This window comes from Lihuaxuella thermophila, from assembly GCF_900110165.1.
In the GTDB taxonomy this organism is placed as follows: domain Bacteria; phylum Bacillota; class Bacilli; order Thermoactinomycetales; family Thermoactinomycetaceae; genus Lihuaxuella; species Lihuaxuella thermophila.
This window is the reverse complement of record NZ_FOCQ01000018.1, coordinates 1-18,633: the sequence shown is the minus strand read 5'-3', so window position 1 is coordinate 18,633 and position 18,633 is coordinate 1. Positions and strand designations below refer to the sequence as shown.

Annotated in this window: 19 protein-coding genes and 2 pseudogenes; 15 read left to right on the top strand and 6 right to left on the bottom strand. The window is 46.7% G+C overall.

Annotation, left to right across the window (positions count from 1 at the left end):
- Positions 1 to 56 precede the first annotated feature (56 nt).
- The 9 genes from BMW55_RS16660 (at position 57) to cas6 (ending at position 10,434) form a co-directional block, all read left to right on the top strand.
- Complete coding sequence (locus BMW55_RS16660; protein WP_244527609.1) at positions 57 to 1,427, top strand: tannase/feruloyl esterase family alpha/beta hydrolase; 1,371 nt, start codon at positions 57 to 59, stop codon at positions 1,425 to 1,427.
- A gap of 276 nt (positions 1,428 to 1,703) precedes the next feature.
- Entirely contained in the window at positions 1,704 to 2,672 is a 969-nt protein-coding gene (locus BMW55_RS16655; protein ID WP_089972234.1) for a hypothetical protein, read from the top strand.
- 129 nt (positions 2,673 to 2,801) lie between these two features.
- On the top strand, positions 2,802 to 3,893 hold the full coding sequence (gene cmr1 / locus BMW55_RS16650) for a type III-B CRISPR module RAMP protein Cmr1 (protein WP_089972232.1): 1,092 nt from the start codon (positions 2,802 to 2,804) through the stop codon (positions 3,891 to 3,893).
- A gap of 3 nt (positions 3,894 to 3,896) precedes the next feature.
- Positions 3,897 to 5,810, top strand: coding sequence for a type III-B CRISPR-associated protein Cas10/Cmr2 (gene cas10, locus BMW55_RS16645; RefSeq protein ID WP_089972228.1), 1,914 nt, complete (start codon positions 3,897 to 3,899; stop codon positions 5,808 to 5,810).
- Positions 5,810 to 6,910, top strand: a complete 1,101-nt coding sequence (locus BMW55_RS16640) for a type III-B CRISPR module-associated Cmr3 family protein (RefSeq protein ID WP_170839992.1) — start codon at positions 5,810 to 5,812, stop codon at positions 6,908 to 6,910. The genes cas10 and BMW55_RS16640 overlap by 1 nt, the downstream gene beginning before the upstream one ends.
- Complete coding sequence (cmr4, locus tag BMW55_RS16635; protein WP_089972221.1) at positions 6,911 to 7,726, top strand: type III-B CRISPR module RAMP protein Cmr4; 816 nt, start codon at positions 6,911 to 6,913, stop codon at positions 7,724 to 7,726. It abuts the gene before it with no gap.
- A gap of 12 nt (positions 7,727 to 7,738) precedes the next feature.
- The gene (gene cmr5 / locus BMW55_RS16630) at positions 7,739 to 8,158 is read left to right on the top strand and encodes a type III-B CRISPR module-associated protein Cmr5 (RefSeq protein WP_089972217.1); all 420 of its coding nucleotides are present in this window, start codon (positions 7,739 to 7,741) and stop codon (positions 8,156 to 8,158) included.
- A complete protein-coding gene (gene cmr6, locus BMW55_RS16625) occupies positions 8,155 to 9,009 on the top strand; it encodes a type III-B CRISPR module RAMP protein Cmr6 (protein ID WP_089972213.1) in 855 nt (284 codons plus the stop codon). Before cmr5 ends, cmr6 begins: the two co-directional genes overlap by 4 nt.
- Positions 9,010 to 9,675: 666 nt before the next feature.
- On the top strand, positions 9,676 to 10,434 hold the full coding sequence (gene cas6, locus BMW55_RS16620; protein ID WP_089972210.1) for a CRISPR-associated endoribonuclease Cas6: 759 nt from the start codon (positions 9,676 to 9,678) through the stop codon (positions 10,432 to 10,434).
- Between the two features lie 280 nt (positions 10,435 to 10,714).
- On the opposite strand, the gene BMW55_RS16615 is transcribed toward cas6, so the two are convergent.
- From BMW55_RS16615 to BMW55_RS20000, 6 genes are all read right to left on the bottom strand, one after another.
- Positions 10,715 to 11,263, bottom strand: coding sequence for a hypothetical protein (locus tag BMW55_RS16615; protein ID WP_089972206.1), 549 nt, complete (start codon positions 11,261 to 11,263; stop codon positions 10,715 to 10,717).
- Positions 11,264 to 11,578: 315 nt separating this feature from the next.
- Positions 11,579 to 11,893 carry a hypothetical protein gene (locus BMW55_RS16610; protein WP_089972204.1) on the bottom strand — a complete coding sequence of 105 codons (315 nt, stop codon included), beginning with the start codon at positions 11,891 to 11,893 and terminating at the stop codon, positions 11,579 to 11,581.
- Positions 11,894 to 11,909: 16 nt separating this feature from the next.
- Positions 11,910 to 13,136: a pre-toxin TG domain-containing protein gene (locus BMW55_RS16605; protein ID WP_139179534.1), complete on the bottom strand. Its 1,227-nt coding sequence runs from the start codon at positions 13,134 to 13,136 to the stop codon at positions 11,910 to 11,912.
- Between the two features lie 200 nt (positions 13,137 to 13,336).
- The gene (locus tag BMW55_RS16600; RefSeq protein WP_089972200.1) at positions 13,337 to 13,945 is read right to left on the bottom strand and encodes a YIP1 family protein; all 609 of its coding nucleotides are present in this window, start codon (positions 13,943 to 13,945) and stop codon (positions 13,337 to 13,339) included.
- 81 nt (positions 13,946 to 14,026) lie between these two features.
- Entirely contained in the window at positions 14,027 to 14,527 is a 501-nt protein-coding gene (gene lepB / locus BMW55_RS20005; protein ID WP_089972198.1) for a signal peptidase I, read from the bottom strand.
- A gap of 37 nt (positions 14,528 to 14,564) precedes the next feature.
- Positions 14,565 to 14,627: a hypothetical protein gene (locus BMW55_RS20000; RefSeq protein ID WP_425283879.1), complete on the bottom strand. Its 63-nt coding sequence runs from the start codon at positions 14,625 to 14,627 to the stop codon at positions 14,565 to 14,567.
- A gap of 364 nt (positions 14,628 to 14,991) precedes the next feature.
- Here BMW55_RS20000 and BMW55_RS16585 point away from each other — a divergent pair, with 364 nt between their 5' ends.
- The 6 genes and pseudogenes from BMW55_RS16585 to BMW55_RS16560 all read left to right on the top strand — a co-directional run.
- Positions 14,992 to 15,348, top strand: coding sequence for a PadR family transcriptional regulator (locus tag BMW55_RS16585; protein WP_089972196.1), 357 nt, complete (start codon positions 14,992 to 14,994; stop codon positions 15,346 to 15,348).
- A complete protein-coding gene (locus tag BMW55_RS16580) occupies positions 15,341 to 16,057 on the top strand; it encodes a pentapeptide repeat-containing protein (protein ID WP_089972193.1) in 717 nt (238 codons plus the stop codon). Before BMW55_RS16585 ends, BMW55_RS16580 begins: the two co-directional genes overlap by 8 nt.
- 74 nt (positions 16,058 to 16,131) lie before the next feature.
- Positions 16,132 to 17,076, top strand: a pseudogene (locus BMW55_RS16575) (ATP-binding cassette domain-containing protein).
- Positions 17,076 to 17,426: a hypothetical protein gene (locus BMW55_RS16570; protein ID WP_089972190.1), complete on the top strand. Its 351-nt coding sequence runs from the start codon at positions 17,076 to 17,078 to the stop codon at positions 17,424 to 17,426. Before BMW55_RS16575 ends, BMW55_RS16570 begins: the two are co-directional and overlap by 1 nt.
- Positions 17,427 to 17,441: 15 nt before the next feature.
- A pseudogene (tnpA, locus tag BMW55_RS16565) lies at positions 17,442 to 17,826 on the top strand (IS200/IS605 family transposase).
- A gap of 4 nt (positions 17,827 to 17,830) precedes the next feature.
- Positions 17,831 to 18,633 (top strand): RNA-guided endonuclease TnpB family protein (locus BMW55_RS16560; RefSeq protein ID WP_089972187.1); only part of this gene is annotated, 803 nt, incomplete at its 3' end.

Sequence of the window (18,633 nt, the reverse complement as noted above, 5' to 3'; positions counted from 1 at the left end):
AGGCTCCCGCGGCGCCGGGGTCCCGTATTTGATCGAACCTTTAAGGGGGAATCGTTTTGCCATTCAGATACATGCTAGTCGTTTTGCTGATGGTATTATCTGTGTTGTTCTCTTCGTTCTTTCCGGGGGGACCGGCCCGGGCGTCCGGTTGCCATGAGAAGCCGATCCGTGTTCCGGGAGCTGAAAAGCAGGAACTTTTCTGCCTGAATGATTTGATGACCCCCGGCCTGCTAAAGTCCGGACTCACGGACGCCTCGGACTGGGCCGGACTTCACTCAAACCGGACGAAAAATCCCACCGGTCCGGTCCCCGGGATTCAGATCAACGGATATTTCCCGGACACCTCAGCTTTTAATCCCCATCACGGCTGGAACCATGATGCCCAGTTTGTCATCCGGCTTCCCCAGCGCTGGAACGGCAAACTCATCATCACCGGAGCTCCGGGCGTCCGCCGCCAATACTCGCTCGATTTCCTGATCAGCGACTGGGCATTGTCCCGTGGTTATGCCTTTGCTTCTACGGATAAAGGAAACAATGGTGCCACATTTTACCGGGACGGGGAACAGCCCGGAGATGCGGTGGCCGAATGGCATCAGCGGGTGACCCAGCTGACCAAGGCGGCGAAGGAGGTCGTGCGCCAACGATATGGCCATTATCCCCGATATACGTACATGACAGGAATTTCCAACGGCGGATATCTGACACGATATGCGCTGGAAAACCATCCCGAATTGTATGACGGAGGCGTCGATTGGGAAGGGACCCTGTTCCGGTCCGAAGGGCCCAACCTGCTAACATACCTGCCGCCCGCTTTGCGCCATTATCCGAATTACCGGGAGACCGGGGACAAATCCGCCCAAGATGCGATGATCCAGGCGGGGTTTGAACCGGGCTCGGAGTTTCTCTGGGAGTATCATTATACTTATTATTGGGATCTCACCCAGCGGATCTACCGGGAAGAGTTTGATCCGGATTATGACGGCGATCTGGAGGCGGGAATTCCCTTTTGCCGGCCGGGGACTCCCAACTGCGACGCGGATTATGATTATCAAAGCCGGCCGGAGTCGGTAAAAAAGGCTGTCGAAAAAGTCTCCCTCAGCGGAAACATCGGCAAACCGCTGATCACTCTTCACGGCAACATGGACGCTCTTCTGCCGATCCGCACCGATTCCAATGTGTATCGCAACCTGGTGCAGGAAGCGGGTCGTTCCCATCTGCACCGCTATTATGTGATTGAAGGCGGAACGCACGTAGATTCGCTCTATGATCAATACCCCGACCGGTTGCGCCCCATTCTCCCCTGTTATCGTGAAGCCTTTGAACAATTGGAAAACTGGGTGGAGAAGGGCAAGAAACCGATAGAGAGCGGATGGGTCCGTCGTCCGGACAGCGGGGATCCGGCGAATAAATGCAGGATTAGGGAATAAGAGAGATCGAGCATACGAATCTGAACTTGAGTCATTGTTGACACATCCTTGATGGGGAGGCCGACTCCTATTTCACTGAGGTTGTCACAATGGCTCACTTTTTTTGCGGAGATCCATGTAGCAAAATTATCCGGGCTGAACACCTGGTGATCCATGGAAAAGGTCATTATTTTATATAACTCCCTCATGTTCCCCTTTTCAAAATATTTTTCCAGGTATAAAATCCAATCTATAGATTAAAAATTAATAATTCCATCACGAAAGGAGCCGATCGTGTTGAGATTGCGAAACGGGCTGATGATGGTTTGTTGCCTCTTTTTCTTCCTTTTTTCACACACCATACATGTCTATGCCGAAGAAGCAAAAACCCCTGAACAGAAAATGGCCGAATTGGAAGCGGAAATGGAAAGGTTGAAGGCGAAGGGAGAGAACTACGATTTTCTGAAAGAGGAGGTAAAAAATTTTCGGGAATCGGTCCAAAAAGAACGGGAGTCCTTAACCAATACGTTTAATATTTATCTCGGCTTGTTGACCGGCATTATTGGAGTTGCAGGTCTATCCATTACAATAGTTGGGTTTATCTTCTATTTTAAAGTTGGGCAGTCCCGAAAAGAACTTGATGATCAGATTAATACGATGAAAAAAGAAATGCAAGATCGACTAAATCAACTGGAATACGAGTTTACGGAGAAAGTAAGGAAGAAGTTTCAAAAGGAAATGGAAAAAGTTGCAGCACAACTGATTAATGAAGAAATGGACACTTATAAGGAAAGTCTGGAGGCACTCAATGAACTGATTGACAAAGAGTTGAAAAATAAGAAAGTCAGAGTTTTGGTCACAGGTCCGGAAGACGAAATCAAAAAGATGGAAGAAAATGAATTAAAGATCCTGAACAAGCAGGTATATAAAACTACCGTAAAACCTTTTGACAAGGCAGAAATAGCGAAGGAATTGCAAAATAACGAGTTCGACATTATTATTTACCGATATCCTAAAACCAATGAGGGTGGTTACCAATCAAGCGTGGGAATATTGGCGCAAATGTTGAAACAACATAGCCGTCAACTGCCGTTGCTGGTTTATTCAGATTATGGGAAAATCGATGACCCGGAGTTGAACACCTATTTATTGAGGTCCTACGCCAATATACCGTCTTCTCTTATTTCCAATCTGTTTTCCTTATACCAAGTGTTTTACAAACAAGAAGCAAAGGTCCCCTCGTCTGTTGAGCATGAGGAATTTTAGATATGAGATACGACGGAATCCTGATCTTACATGAAATTTTTGTACACCCTTTATAGAAAAATACTCAAAATTAATATATATTACAATTATTGATGAAAAAGTTCAATTCTGTAATGAAGAGGTGGTTGAGTGGAGAGATTGGTGGAGAGATTGACGGTTACATACCGGATCGTTACACCGATGTTTATGTCTGGCGCGGATCCTCAGCAGGCGGAACTGCGCCTGCCATCCATTAAAGGAGCCTTGCGGTACTGGTATCGAGCCGTTGACGGCAGATATAACCAAAACGCGGATAATGGCAAAGGATGCACCTGGGAAGAGAAGATCTTCGGCGGCTCGGGCTCATCAGCCGGACAAGCGGCCTTTTTGATGAAAGAAGACGTTCGGAATTTGCGACACAGTCATTTCAGCAAACGTAACCGCTGGTTCATCGGCCTGAATTATATCACTTATTCTATAAAAGAAAACAGGCCGTACTGGTTGCCGGGCAATAAATTTTCGATTCAGTTTCTGATGCGGCCCGTTCGTAATAAAGAGGCTGTGTCTTTTTGGAAAGCGTTGATCTCCAGTGTCTGGCTGCTGGGGCAGATCGGCTCCCTGGGAACCCGTTCGCGAAGGGGATTTGGAACGGTGGCGCTGGAAGAGTGGCAATATGATGGGGAAAATACAATGGTTCAAGATCTGCTCCGCCAACTGCCCATCGCCGATCAGGCGAAATCCCCCGAAGAGTGGAAGAGCAAGTTTGTACAGGGATTGGACAAGATTCTGGACTGGCCGGAGAAACATTCCGAAGTCACCCATCCTTTGGTTTCCGGTGCCTCCTTTTATCTGGCAGAGAATGGTTATACGTGTTGGAACGATGCCCTGGCGTCGGGGGTCAGTTGTCTCCGGTCGTTCCGTCAGAACCATAAACGGGATCGGTTGGCGCTGGGACTGCCGATGATCATCCCGGCCAGGCAAAAGGAAGGGCCGACGGTGACCATCAGACCGAAAAGATTTAACCGGATCGCTTCCCCGGTTTGGTTGCGGGTGATAACCATAGGGGATCAGTATTATCCGTTCTTTTCCATCCTGACTGTCCCTCCTTTTCCGGATCTCGTGCGTGAAGAAAAGATAGGAAACCAGAAAAAAAAGCCGGAGCGACTGAACCCGCCTACAGGAAATGCGCTGGATGCATTTGCTGAATATTTGATCGGTGAAGGTTTCCAGGAGGTGACCTGATAAGTGAGAACCTTGCAATTCACGATCGGTCCTGTCCAGGGATTTATCGCCCAATCCCGCCGAACCCGCGATCTGCTCGCCGGTTCTTTTTTGCTCTCGTATCTGTCCGGGCGGGCCATGATGTATGTGATCGAACAGGGCGGGTCGATTGTTTTTCCCTTTATTGGCCAATCCAAGGACCAGAGCGGCGAATCTCATTTTCAAAACCCCCTGTTACAGGCGATTTACCGCCCGCCAGTGGAAAAAGGGCCCTGGATCGGGACCCTTCCCAACCGCTTTACAGCCATGATTCCGGACGGCTTCCAGCCCGAAGAATGTGTGGAAGCCGTGAAAGCCGCATGGAGAAGGATGGCGGACGCGGTCTGGGAGTATGCGGTGGCCAGGGTCGAGCGTTACGGAAATGGAACACGGGAGATTTGGAACCGTCAAGTCTGTCACTGTTGGGAGATCACCTGGGTGATCGGAGAAGACGGCGGCTTGCTTGACCGCAGAAAAGCCTGGCGCAGCTTTGTTCCCACTATAGAGCCGGGGGATAAATGCACGTTGATGCCGCATTTGCAAGAATTGTCCGGTTATCTGCGCAACAGGAAACACGAACGTCAGCAGCAAGAGAAATTTTGGAAGGAGCTGAGAGAGCGGTTACCATCCTTTGAACTGGCGGAAAACGAGCGGTTAAGTGCCATCGCGCTGATCAAACGCCTGTATCCGCTCGTGTCTAAACAAGCGTTGGGATGGGACTTTCCACGGCAGGCCAAATACTTTCCTTCCACCTCTCATCTTGCGGCGCTTCCGTGGATCGAAGAGACGATGGAAAAGGCAAAAGACGAAGCCAAACGCTTGGCTGAGGTCGCCAGGGACTGCGAGCTTCCGAAAATCAATCCAAAACATCTTTTTCCCCATATTTACCAGCGGGCGGAAGCGGAACCGGAGTTAAAGCCCTTTTCGCAATTGGAGGGCAGAATCTTCTTTCCGCATGAACTGGAAAAATTCCGGAATAGCATCGGCTCTGAACGCGTGGACGCATTGCTGGAAGAGTACAGGCGTTTAACGGAGGCGGTGCAGGGAGAACCCCAGCCTTATTACGCACTGCTCTTTATGGATGGCGACGGCCTGGGGAATTTGCTGCAAAAAAGCGACAACAAAAAGCAAATCAGCCAGGCGGTAGCGAACTTTGCAGCCGGCGTGGCCGAATGTGTGAAAAAGCATCATGGTGTCACCATTTATGCCGGCGGGGATGATGTGCTGGCGATGTTCACCAGAGAGCGGGTTCTTTCCGCCGCTGTCAAACTGCGACAGGCTTATATGGATCATTTTCGAGACATCAATCGGGCTTATGACAAGCACCAGGTTGCTACCATCTCGGCGTCCATCGTCTATGCCCACTATTTTCTCCCTTTGCAAAAGGTGCTGGAGTACGGGCGGAAACTGCTGGACGAGGTTGCCAAGGACAAGACCGGACGGGACTCCCTGGCTGTCGGGGTGTGGAAAAGATCAGGTGCTGTCCTGGAATGGTCTGCCCCCTGGGATGTAGTGATCGACCGGGATCATCCCGAGCACGCCACCCGCCTCGAGCAGCTGGCGGAAGAGTTTCGCACTGATGAAGATGAAGCTTTTTTCTCCGGCCGTTTTGTGTACAAGTTAAAAAAGCTGTATGAGGGTTCCCCTGCTTTTTCACAGGATTCCAGGAAAAATCGGGAGATTCTGACCCGCCTTATCACGGCAGATTATCTCAGGATCAAAGGGACGGAGAAGGGAATCGGCACGAAAGAAGCGGAAGCAAGGATCAAAAAGCTGCTGGATCTCTGTTTCCGTTCCCGGCGGGATGAACATAAACTCGTCCGCGTCGAGGAAGGGGAGTTTCTTGTTGACGGGGCATTGCTGGTGCGGTTTTTGGCTCAGAAAGGAGGAGACGAATGATGGGCAAAATCTGGGCGTTTCGGGCATTGGACACGTTGTTTTTCCGTGACGGCACTCCTTTTAACGAAGGGGAAACCGGCTCGGTGCCCCCGGCAACGCTGTTTCCTCCGTCGATCATGCCCTTGCAGGGAGCCATTCGCACCTGTTTGGCCCGGAAGCAGGGATGGACCCCTGACAACGGCAAGCCATTTCCTCCTGAACTGGGCGATCCTGATTCACTGGGGCAGTTGAAACTGGAAGGGCCTTACCTTCGGTTTGAAGGGAAGTGTCTTTTTGTCCCGCCGTCGCAATTGGTGGGAAAACAGGATTCCCAGGGGAAATGGAGCTTTGCGCGGCTGGTCCCGGGAAATGAGGTGGAGTGTGATCTGGGGAAAGTTTTGCTGCCGGAAATCTCCCGCAAAGACGGAAAACCGTTGTCCGCATGGTTGACGCGGGAAGGGCTTGAAGCGGTGCTGGCCCATCAGGAGGTGCGGGAAGAACATCTGATCTTTCCGGATCAGTTATGGAAGGAAGAGCAAAAAATCGGGATCAGGCGGAACCGCCAAACCCGTCAGGCAGAAGATAAACATTTGTACACACTGACGCAGATCCGCCCGAGCCGGAAATTGGAAGTGATCGTGAAAGTGGACGGAATCCCCGACAGCTGGCATCCGTCCGGCATGCTGGGACTCCCGCTGGGCGGGGAAGGGAGATTTGCCCGTGTGGAGATTGGCGATGAGTGCCGGGAAAACCCGTTTCCCGCCATGCCGGAGATCGTAACAGCGAAGGACGGGATCGTGCGATTTACCGTTTCGCTTCTGACACCGGGACAGTACGAGAATCCTCAAGATGTGATTCGGAACGGGCCACTGGGTGTTCCGGGACGATGTGTTTCGGCGTGCATGGGTAAAGCGGGAACAATGGGAGGCTGGGATTTGAAACATAATTGCCCCCGTCCTTTAACGCCCATCCTCCCGGCCGGGTCCACCTGGTTTTTTGAAGCCCCGCCGGAGCTTCGGGAAGAAATTGAGCATCTGCACGGTTCCTTCAGCGGGATGAAGACAGAATACGGAATGGGACAGATGGTGGTCGGAATCTGGAAGAAACAGGAGGAATCATAAATGAAAGGTTTTATCTTGGGCATGCTGGCAGAAACGCCGGTTCATCCGGGCGCCGGACAATCGCATACAGGCATTGATCAGCCGGTTGCCAGGGAGGCGACCACCGGTTTTCCGGTGATTCCCGGCTCAGGCTTAAAAGGGGCTCTCCGGGACAAGGCGGAGCAAGAGCAACCGGAGATCGTGGACGAAGTTTTTGGCAACAGCGAATCGGCGGGCGGGGTGGGGATTACCGATGCCAGGATTTTGCTGCTCCCGATCCGCTCCCTGACCGGTCATTACCGCTGGATCACCTGTCCGTACCTGTTGGAACGGTACCAGCGGGATCTGCAATTGATCGGGGGCTCGTTTGAATTCCCTGAGTTACCCGGGATTGATCAGGGCAAGATCCTAACCGCCGACGAGGCGGACACGATATTCCTTGAAGAGCTTTCCTTTGAGCCGATTCCCGTACCTCAAGTGATGGAAACCGTGGCTGGCCATCTTTCGTTCCTGATTAAACACGAATCAGTGAAGAACAGACTGGTTCGCCAACTTGCCATTCTCCATGATGACGACTTTTCCCACTTCGCCCATTTCGGCCTGCCCATTCAGGCCCGCAACCAACTGGAAAACGGAACGAAAAAGAGCCAAAATTTATGGTTTGAAGAAACACTCCCTCCGGATACCTTGCTGTACAGCCTGATTTTGGAGCGGCCCGGAAAGGGTGAGGGAGTGCTGGAAAAAATAAAAGATCATTTGAAAAGACACCCCTATTTGCAGGCGGGAGGCAATGAAACAGTCGGACAAGGCTGGTTGATCACTGCGGTGAAGGCGTAAGGAGGTGCGAAGGTGGACCATACACTGGATCAGAAACGGGCGATGCATTCCTTGGAAAGAGTAAAGGAAATCGAGAAAAAGCATAAAAACCAAGGCAACGGGCAATTTGCGGACGATTACGCAGGATATGTGGTGCGACTGCCCGCCGACATCCTCTCCAACGGATTGGGACAAGCTCTGGCCCAATTGCTGGCGGCGGCGAAGGACAAAAAAGAAGATCCACATCGACTGGTTTATCAGGATTTGCAAAGCTGGCTGTGCCGGGATGATGAAAAAGCTCCTTATCCGGGCGCGGCTGATTTGCTGGAAGCCATCGTGTCCAATGATCGCAGACGTTATCAATGGGCGCTGGCAGAAGCGCTGGCATGGCTGGAGTGGCATAAAAAACTGTCGGTCGCCTATTTGAAGAAATCGGAGGGGGAAAGCCAATGAAATCCCGGGAGAAAAGAAAATACCCGGAGAAAAGTAAATCCCTGTCATACTTTCTCCCCCTCTACCCGGAAGCCCGGGAAAACGTGGTTTCTTCGGAAAAGCGCCCCAAGGAGTCGCACGCCGGACTGTGGTATGAAAAGTTTTGCGATTGTTGGTATAGAGAAAGGGATAATCTCAAAATTGATAAAAACAAATGGATCGGGACCGACAGGGTTGGGGACCTGGAGCAGATCCGGGAGTTCACCAACCGTATGAGCCGATTGATCGAGGGGCAGGCCGGTTATCAACTGCATCTGCACACGACCAGCCGCTTTGTGACCGGCCTGGGCCGCTCCAATCCGGTGGAGAACGGATTCGCCTGGCATCCTATTCTGGGAACCGCTTATCTGCCCGGCTCTTCCGTCAAAGGACTGGTGCGCGCCTGGGTGACGGAATGGGTGAAAAAAGAGCAAGCGGAAAAATCCAAAGACATTAAACGGATCTTCGGTCCGGATACAAAGTCCCCGGACAGCCAGGCGGGCAGCGTGATCTTTTTCGATGCCCTTCCCGCCGGACCGGTACAGCTGGAGCCCGATATCATGACCCCGCATTTTAGTGAATATTATAAGGACCCCCGGAACAGAAATACGCCCCCTGTGGACTGGTATGCACCGGTTCCGATTCCTTTTCTGGTCGTCGGAAAAAATCAGGAGTTCATCTTTTCCATCGCTCCCCGCAGACCGGAAAACGCACAAGACCGCGAAGATGCAGAGAACGTTATAAACTGGCTGCAAGAAGCGTTGATGTGGATCGGTGCAGGAGCAAAGACCGCCGTTGGCTACGGACGGTTTGAAAAAGTGGACAAGCGGTAGAGCGCCATAATCATGGCAATGGTAAAAAGGCCGACTCTCCAAATGGTGGAGAATCGGCCTTTATTTTATGCAGCCGTTCCGGCAAGCAGAACGGAAGCCGCTGGTTATAGGGGGGGGTTAAATTTCAAGACTTTATCTTCTGTGATGTGAACTTCACGTTTCAATTCACTTTGAATAGAACCTAAACGAAAACTCCTCGGGAGGGGAGTGACAACGGATTATGCTGTTTCAATTCCACTTTGGATGCAACTCAAACGACCGGGTGATTCTTCGACTGGATTGGGTTGCGAATGTTTCAATTCCACCATGGATTCAACTCAAACAAGGACTGTAACAGTAAGGTCAGAGTTTTCTTGGAGGTTTCAATTCCACCATGGATTCAACTCAAACTTCCTCCAGTTTCGTTATGATAGAAAACTATCGTGTGTTTCAATTCCACCATGGATTCAACTCAAACCCGTAAGCGGAATTCAGTTTTATCAGATATTAGCATTATATCCCAAAGCAAAAAAGTCTGTAAACCTCCCATCCTGCAAAATAGCCGGGGGGTTCACAGACTTGGCAACCCGGAGCCATTTTTACATGGTTCAGTCATAAGCCGAATCCGTCTGTTCCCCTTCATGGTATCATAGAAGAAAATGAGACAGAAAGAGCTGGAAAACCTTTATGCGAATGGAAGCCCGTTTTTTTATCAATGAAGAAATCTCTCTTCCCTACGATCTGAACTACCTGATCAGCAGTTATCTTTTGCGGTGCATCAAACAGGCAGATCCCGGGTTGGCCGATTGGTTGCATAATGAAGGCATTGCGTTTCAAAGAAGGTCTTATAAGCCGCTTGTCTTTTCACGGCCCCGTTTTGAATGCAGGAACAACCTGCGGGCTTGCATGAAAGTGAAAGGCATGCTCACCTTTAAAGCGGATTCCATTTACCCGGAAATCATTCGGCGCCTGGTGGAAGGGATCAGAAGCCTGGGAAATCTGCAACTTGCCGATGCGAAAATCCCGCTGGTGGATGTACAACTGGAGGAACCTAAACGCTTTTCGGAAACTATGTCCTACATCGCTTTGAGTCCGATTGTCGTTCCCATCCAAAGAGAGAAAAAACTTCATTATTGCCATCCGTTGGAGAGTCCATTTTACGATGGATTGCGCCGGTCGATTCGCAATTGGTATGCCATCCGGTGGGGGGAAGAACTTCCGCAGGAGGTGAATATTCACATCAGCCTGATCGATCCGGCCGCATTTAATCTGAACAAAGCGGCCGTTCTTGTCAAGTATAAGGACAAGAACATTAAAGGTTACCAAATCCCGCTCACCATTGATGCTCCGCCCAAAGTGCAAGAAGTGATCTACCAGTCGGGGCTTGGCAGTTACGGGTCGCAAGGGTTTGGAATGGTTGAAATCATACATAAAAAACAGGGCTGAACATCGCCATGATCACAAACAAAGAGGAAGTTTACACCTGTCAAACAGCATTCTCCCTTACGCGAGCGAAATTGAGTTGGTTTTATGTGAGATGCCGCCCGATAATAATCATTGAAATTATACTAAATCACAAACATATTTTCTCCAGTCTACTATACATATCTTATGGAAACGGATCACTGGTGCTCCGGAAAAAGGAGCTAGTCCGATGAGAGATTTTCATAGAAAGGCCCGGTTCTTGTATAAACCGGGCTCATGTTTGTAGAGATTGAACGGTTCTTTACGGACAAAGATCTTTTACATCGTGAAAGAGAGCATATTCAACTGTCACTTGATCGCCAAATATACGGTTTACCGGCATCGAAAGACTGCATATGACAGAGCTTGCCTCAGCAAAATTGATTTCTTTATATCCCGACTTCTTGAGAACCTCACTCAAACGAGAATGAAGATCCACTTGTCTTTTTGAATAGGGTTGATTTGAACATCCATCAAGAGTGGGTTCATGTAAAAAAGTAGTTTTTACCTCGACTTGAAATTGATGTTCGATGTAAAAAACGGGCATGAGCTTGGATATACACAGCTTTGTAGAGAAAGAGAAAATCGTATCCCCGTGATTTACTTTATTAAAATCAAAGTCCCATCTAATGGATGGCCAAACCTCATCCGCAAAAATTTCGGTTACTTGACACTCTCCTGGATCCAGGATTCCATAAAATTGAGAAGGAAGGCTCAAACGGCTTTTACAGAGTCTTAGATACTCCTCGTCAGTCATCGTTGAATACATGGTTTCTATTTCTCGTATTAAGTCGCTGCTCGCCACATCCATCTTCTTCATCCTAATATCATGATGACCTTTAGTGTCAGCTGGTTTTGAGTGTTCTAAACCAAAGTCAACTTCGCCTAAATGCTTTCCTTTTTTATCACATACTGCAAACCGTCCATGATGTGTATCACAACTGAATCATATTTTTTTGTTAGGATCAAAACAAAATGTGAAAAACGGGACTGTAAGATTTTAGCAGAAAATGACTGAAAGAGTAATGGAGTTGAGCGAAGTCAAGTATTGAATAAACCTTTTAGGGAAGACCACTCGAAATATACTTCATGTAGAAAGGAACAGGTAATCAGAAAACCGAGTCAACTATAGCATCTTTGTTTTAATGAACTGAATGGCTTTCTCTAATGCCATTTTCAACTCGTTTATACTGTAGCTTTCCTCTTCCAACAAAGGTTTTTCCCAATCAAAATTTTCAATTACAAACACCTTAAACCTGCCGTTCTCTTCAAAACTGGGATACCATCCCACATCGATGAGATATTTCCCTTCTTGAAAATGAACTTGAAGCATATCTTCTTTTAACGAAAATACTTGTTGATCAAGAGGAACATCGGTTTTGACATGGAAATCATTGTAGACAATTTCACCAGGATTGAAATTTATTTCATCAATCATCATGCTAGATCACCTTTTACTAGTATAACTTTCTTTTTAGTAATTTTTTATATTCGGACTCAGTAATCGGATGTCCATGAATGGTATTCGCTGAATATTCCACACGCATATATTTCGTTTTTTGTCCGTCACTGGCACCTACAACTTCATCTAACTCGATAATTTTCCACCTTGTCCCTTTTCCTTCCCCCGGGTTAACTTCAATTCCCTTTTCCCAAGCTTCCCTTTCTATTTTCTCTATATCAATGCCAGGCTTATACTTTGCTGGTTTGCCGTTTTTAGTCATCTCAATAATTTCTTTAAAACTTTTATTTGGTGGGGGGACATGTTTTCCGCCATGAGGTGTCCATTTTGCGTTTTTAGCCTCTTCTTTCGCTTTTGCCTCTCGTTCCTTTCTTTGTTTCTCAGCTATTTCGGCTTTCTCTTTTCTCCATTCTTCCTGCTTCTGTTTTCTTTCCTGTTCATATAATTCCTTTAACTCTCTTTTCTCTTCTTCAGACAGATCCGGATCCTCATCTATTTTTTTCCTTTGCTCTTCTGCCCATTTATTAATTTCAGGACATTCTTCATCTGCGCTACACGCGATCTTATCGTCCAGTTTTCGTTTAAAGTCGTCAATCTTCTTTTGGGTTTTTCCTAATAAACGATCCAGTTTTTTGGCGATTCCTTTGGCGGCAGGCTCGAATACATGTTTGCCCAATGGTTTGATCGCATATTTTCCGATTACTTTGGCTGCCAGTCCTTCACCCGGAAGCGGAATGCTTCCTATTCCGGCAATCACCCGATCAAATCCGCTTAGTTTTTCACCGGTGATCCGGTTCTTCCCCGTCATTGCTTCTTCCAGACTTTTACCTGGGTTCAGGTCAACAACGAAGTCAATCACCGAACGTTTCTTTACCGGAAGTTCATGTCCGAAAATGTTTACCTTTTCATTTCCTGATGGATCCCATTTGTTGGCCAGCCATACCGAGTTGTCGGTCATTCGGGCTAAATTATTAAGTCCCGGATTGGTAAACCGCAGAATTTTAAATAACGTTTCTTCGGCCGATTGACCTGGAGGAGGAACGATAAAGTTTAATATCCGGTCTTTTAAGCTTGGGGATGATGCTTGATTGGTATTTGCCGTATTTATAGGTGTTTGTGTTGTTTTGCCTTCCTCCGGCAAAGGGGGATGATGAAGTTGAAGATCAGGGTTCTGAGGAGATGGAGGGTTGGGGATGTTTTTGCCATCAATCGCTTGTTCCACTTTTTCTTTTAACAGATTGGAGATGGATCGCTCATCTTGTAAAAGCGCAACCAGAATCCCTGCAAGTATGGCCCCTGCCGCAATGATGATCACATATTCCAAGGAGGGAGAACCTTTTCTCCCGCTTAGCACTCTTCCCAATTTTCTGATCCATTGAGGCAAAAAAAGAACCTCCTTTCTTCTGTTATAGAGGTAAGTTCCTACAAGCCAACCAAAAGAAACAGCAGGACAATCACTATGAAATAGACGAGTTTAGAAAGAATGAACACCCCGAACCCCTTCCAGGCAGAAGCAAACTCATGGACTTCTGCAACGAAATGACTATTGAGATAATAGTAAAATACGAAAAGCACCAGATAGATCACAGTGTACAAAAAACCCAGCACATCCTGTACCGCATTGGTCGGACTCTCGGATTGAAACATTCCAACCCCAAAAGTCAGCATCATCGGGAGAAAGAACAAGAGAAGAGAAATGACGAGTGGAGCTCTTCCCCAGGCTGTAGCCGTCAGCGTATCCCTCCAGGTTGCCGTCCCGGAGAACAAACGGCCAAAGCCCAGTAACAATGCCGCCTCCAAAAGCCATGAAAGGACTCCCCAAATGATTCCAAAGCCCATACACAGGATAATAATTTCCATTAAACTCATTTTGTCTCCGTTACTGACTCGAATTGAATTATCGAACATATCGTAAATACCGCCCAAGAAAGCCAGAGGAGCCAACCACATAAATGTAGAGAAAGAAGATTCAAGAATATCACGCAGGGTTTGACGAGGCTCTTTTAAAACGAAACTTAAAAAGCCCATCATCGTATTTATTCTCCTTTTCAAATTAGTTCTAATGATATTATACAGTCAGTCTCTTTCGATTAATACAATAAAATGGAAAAATCATAAAAATTTTAATCTGGAAAAGGGAAATATGATTATATCTATTCGTCCAATGATCCGGTTCATAGGAATGGGTCCAAACATACGGCTATCAATGCTCTGATCTGTATTATCTCCCATTACGAAAATATGTCCCTGAGGAACTTTTACGGACTTGAAGTCAGAAACGTTTCTTCCTGGTAAGTTTGCCATCGAATAAAATGGTTTCCCATTAACCAGTAATTGTTGGCCTTTGGCTTCTACTTGATCACCGGGTAAACCGACAATTCTTTTATTAAAGTGTATGCTCTTTCCTTTAAACTTAAAGTCAAAAAGTATAAGATCCCCTCTTTTGAACCTTTCAGTTTGAGTGTTAACAAGTACGATGTCTCTTTCCTGAAATGTAGGAAGCATACTTTTTCCAACAAGTATGTACCAGTCATAGAAGTAAAAGATAGTAAAAATCAAGATGAAAACTGCACTTGTCATCACAACAAACAAGTTGGCTATGTGTCTTCGCATAAGGATTCCTTTCAAACGAATTTATTTTACATATCACTCACTGGTGTTGAATAATGACGTAAAACGTTGCAGCCTCTTCTGCTTGTGAATCAAACCACAAATTTGTTGTGATTTTTTGATTTTTCCACCCATGAGTTTCTCCTCCTTATTTTCGAAGAAACAAACACTTCCTATATTAGAACATACATTCGCTATCGGGTCAATGCGTAAGATGGGAGTAAAAGGGAGAAACCGGTAATTCAATCGACTTTGTTTGAGGTAAATGTTCCTCATTCTGACCGTTCGATTCGCATTCAAACATCCGAGGTTATACTTGCTGAATGCGTGAGAAGTTGAAGGCTGACTTTGGTTACGTCGCCAAATTATGACAATCATTATATAATGATGTCAAAGGTAAATTAATCGTAATAATACCTTGACGATCATAGTACTGTGTTTTATAGTAGTACTATGGAGGTGACACTATGGTCAATCATGAAGTCTCCTCGGATTTACTAAGAGGACATACAGATACGATTATTTTGAAGTTATTGATGGGCGGAGATAAATATGGGTATGAAATCTCGAAATTAATCCATTCTATCTCCGGTGGGGAGTATGAACTGAAAGAGGCAACGATGTATTCAAGCCTGAAGAGGCTTGAGAAAAACGGTTGTATCACTTCATATTGGGGTGAAGCGACGCAAGGCGGACGGAGGAAGTACTACAGGCTGACCGATCAGGGGAGAAAAACCTATTTGGAAAACAAAAAAAATTGGGAGCTCACCAAACGTATTCTGGATCGATTATTACAAGAGGAAGGTGGCCATAAAAATGAGTGAAAAATTAAAGAAATATTTGGATAGCTTATTTTCACCCTACGAGGATTTGCAACCGGTGAAGGAATTGAAAGAAGAGTTGTTGATTGATTTGCAGGAGAAGCTGAATGATTTGCAAAAGCAGGGTTATGACGACGAAGCTGCTTACCGTATGACTATCAGCTCCATTGGAGATATCTCAGAGATCATCGACAGTATCACTGAAAAGACAAGAGAGCTGAAGCAGACGGTGTTAAGGGATTTTTCAGAAACAGATCTGCGAAATTCCGATTTTAAAGGCGTTACATTGCACAATGGAAACTTTAAATCCTGTGCTTTAAAAGGATCAGATTTTAGTGGTTCAGATTTAACAAATAGTTCCTTTAACAGCAGTGATTTGAGACAGGTAACGTTTGATTGCGCCAATCTTACTGGAGCAAAATTGACATGGTGCGACCTGAGAGGAGCCACGTTTAATCAATGCATTCTCACGAATACGGATTTTAGCTATACAGATTTGTCCGGGATCTGTTTTGATAATCAAATTTTTACGGGTACTGTTTTTGATTTTGCCGGGTTAAAGGGAACCTCTTTTAAAAATGCCGTTTTTAGAAATGTTTCTTTTAAAACGAAGGTAAAAGACGCTATTTTTGACGGTGCGACGATGGATAAGTTGACTTATGCTATTTTGAAAGGTTATAAGGCAAATTTGACAAATGTCACCGTCATTTAGTTTCCGCCAAATGAACGGTCCGGAGCGTAAGTTCCCTAAGGAGTAATGGCGTTTTTATCAGGAGGAACCAAATGATGCAAACGAATACCGTTATTTCAGTCAATGGGCTTGAAAAGTCCTATAAGAATTTGAAAGTGCTGAAGAAAATTGATTTGACTGTACAAAAGGGAAGTATTTTTGCCTTGCTTGGCTCCAATGGTGCGGGGAAAACGACAACGGTTAAAATCCTTACCACCTTGCTCAAGCCCGACAAGGGAAAGGTGGAGATTTGTGGATTTGATGTTGTCCGCCAATCGGATCGGGTACGGGAAAAAATCAGTTTGACCGGACAGTACGCAGCAGTCGACCCTTTGTTAACCGGAAGGGAGAATTTGCGCATGATCGGCAAACTGCGCCATCTTCCTGATGCGAATAAAAAGGCGGATGAGCTGCTTGAACAGGTCCAGTTACTTGACGCCGCCGATCGGAAGGTTTCCACTTATTCCGGCGGGATGCGGAGACGGCTCGACCTGGCGATGGGCTTGATCGGCAATCCGCCCGTTATCTTTTTTGACGAACCAACCACCGGATGAGATCCACAAAGCCGAATCGCATTATGGAAAATTATCAAAAACCTTGCCCATTCAGGCACTACCGTATTTCTGACAACGCAATATTTGGAAGAGGCCGAACAGCTTGCCGACCAGATCGCCATTCTCCATGAAGGAAAAATTGTTGCGGAAGGAACTCCCACACAATTAAAAAAGTTGCTTCCGCGCGGACATATTGAACTGAAGTTCCGTCATGAACAAGATGTGCATCGGGCACACGATATACTCGGTGGGGATTACGTAAATCTTCATAGAGAGCATCACATGCTTAAGGTTACGACCGACGGGAGTATAAAGCAATTGACAGCCATTCTGAATCGGCTTGAACATGCAGGCATACCTGTGGATGAATGTTTGCAAAAACAACCGACACTGGAGGATGTTTTCCTTACGATTATCGGGGAAAATTATGAAAGGGCAGATGCCTGATGCCGATCATTTCAACAGTCAAGACTAAACTCAGTGATACGATCGTTTTGACCGGACGCTCCATGCGCCATTCATTAAACATCGACACCATCCTCACGGCAACCGCAACGCCGCTGATGATGCTGTTCATGTTTGTTTATGTGTTCGGCGGAGCCATTGATACCGGTTCCGTAAAAAATATCGATTTTATATCTTTGCGAGCGAGAAAACCCCTGGCTTCAGCTATGGGGATGAGAGCGAGCGTCAGGCGAGGGAGGGGATGGTTTTCCCCCTCTCGCAAGCCTGACCATCTTTTGCTTTTTTTGTTCCCTCAATTAGATACCTTGTGCATGTCTAATGAATGTTTGTAAAATTGGCAATAGGTGATGAATTTGGGAACGGTTCAAAGTAATCGAAATGTCGTATATGATTGCAAGTATCATATTGTTTTTTGTCACAAGGATCGACGGAAAGTGCTGGTTCCGCCTGTAAGTGACCGGCTGAAAGAGCTGTTCATGGAAAAAGCAAGAGAGCTGGAAGTGACGTTTCAAGTATGGAGATCATGCCCGATCATGTGCATTTGCTCATTCAATGTGACCCGGAGTTTGGGATCCACAGGGCAGTTAAACATCTCAAAGGGTACACATCGCGAATATTGAGGAAAGAGTTTCCACATCTGAAATCACGAATCCCATCCCTTTTGTTGCGACCGTTGGAACGGTCACACTGGAAGTTGTTAATCAGTACATGGAGACCCAAACAAGGAGGTGAGTCCATGCACAAGGCATTCAAATTTCGTTTGTATCCAACCAAAGAACAAGAGGCTCTCATTAACAAATCCATTGGTTGCAGCCGGTTCACCTTTAACTACTTTCTGGCAAAGTGGAATGAACAGTACGAGCAAACGGGGAAAGGATGGACCTACAACGCTTGCTCCAAGCTGCTCACTGAGTTGAAGAAAGAGCGGGAATGGTTGAAAGAGGCAGACTCTACCTCCCTGCAAAACGCATTGAAAAATTTGGCGGATGCCTTCTCCCGTTTCTTCAAGAAACAAAATGACCGTCCCCGCTTCAAAAGCAGGAAAAATCCCGTCCAGTCTTACACGAGCCAATGTAACTACCCAAAGAAAGGAAAACCGACAATCGAAGTAGTGGGCAACCAAATCAAACTTCCCAAATTGGGATGGGTGAAGTTTGCAAAATCGCGTAAAATCGAGGGGAAAATTCTGTCCGCGACAATCCGGCGGAACCCCGCCGGGAAGTTTTTTGTTTCGATCCTTTGTGAAATGAGTGCCTGTCCCTATGTTCCGGTGGACAAAGAAAAATTCATCGGAGTAGACTTGGGTTTAAAAAACTTCGCCATCCTTTCGGATGGCACAAAAATCAACGCTCCAAAGGTTTTCAGGAAGTATGAAAAGAAACTGGCACACTGGCAAAGAATCTTGTCCCGCCGTCAAAAAGGGGGGGCGAATTGGCACAAAGCTAAAATCAAGGTGGCAAAGATTCATGAAAAGATTGTCAACGCAAGGCATGACTTTCTACATAAGCTATCGACCAAACTGATTCGCGAAAACCAAGG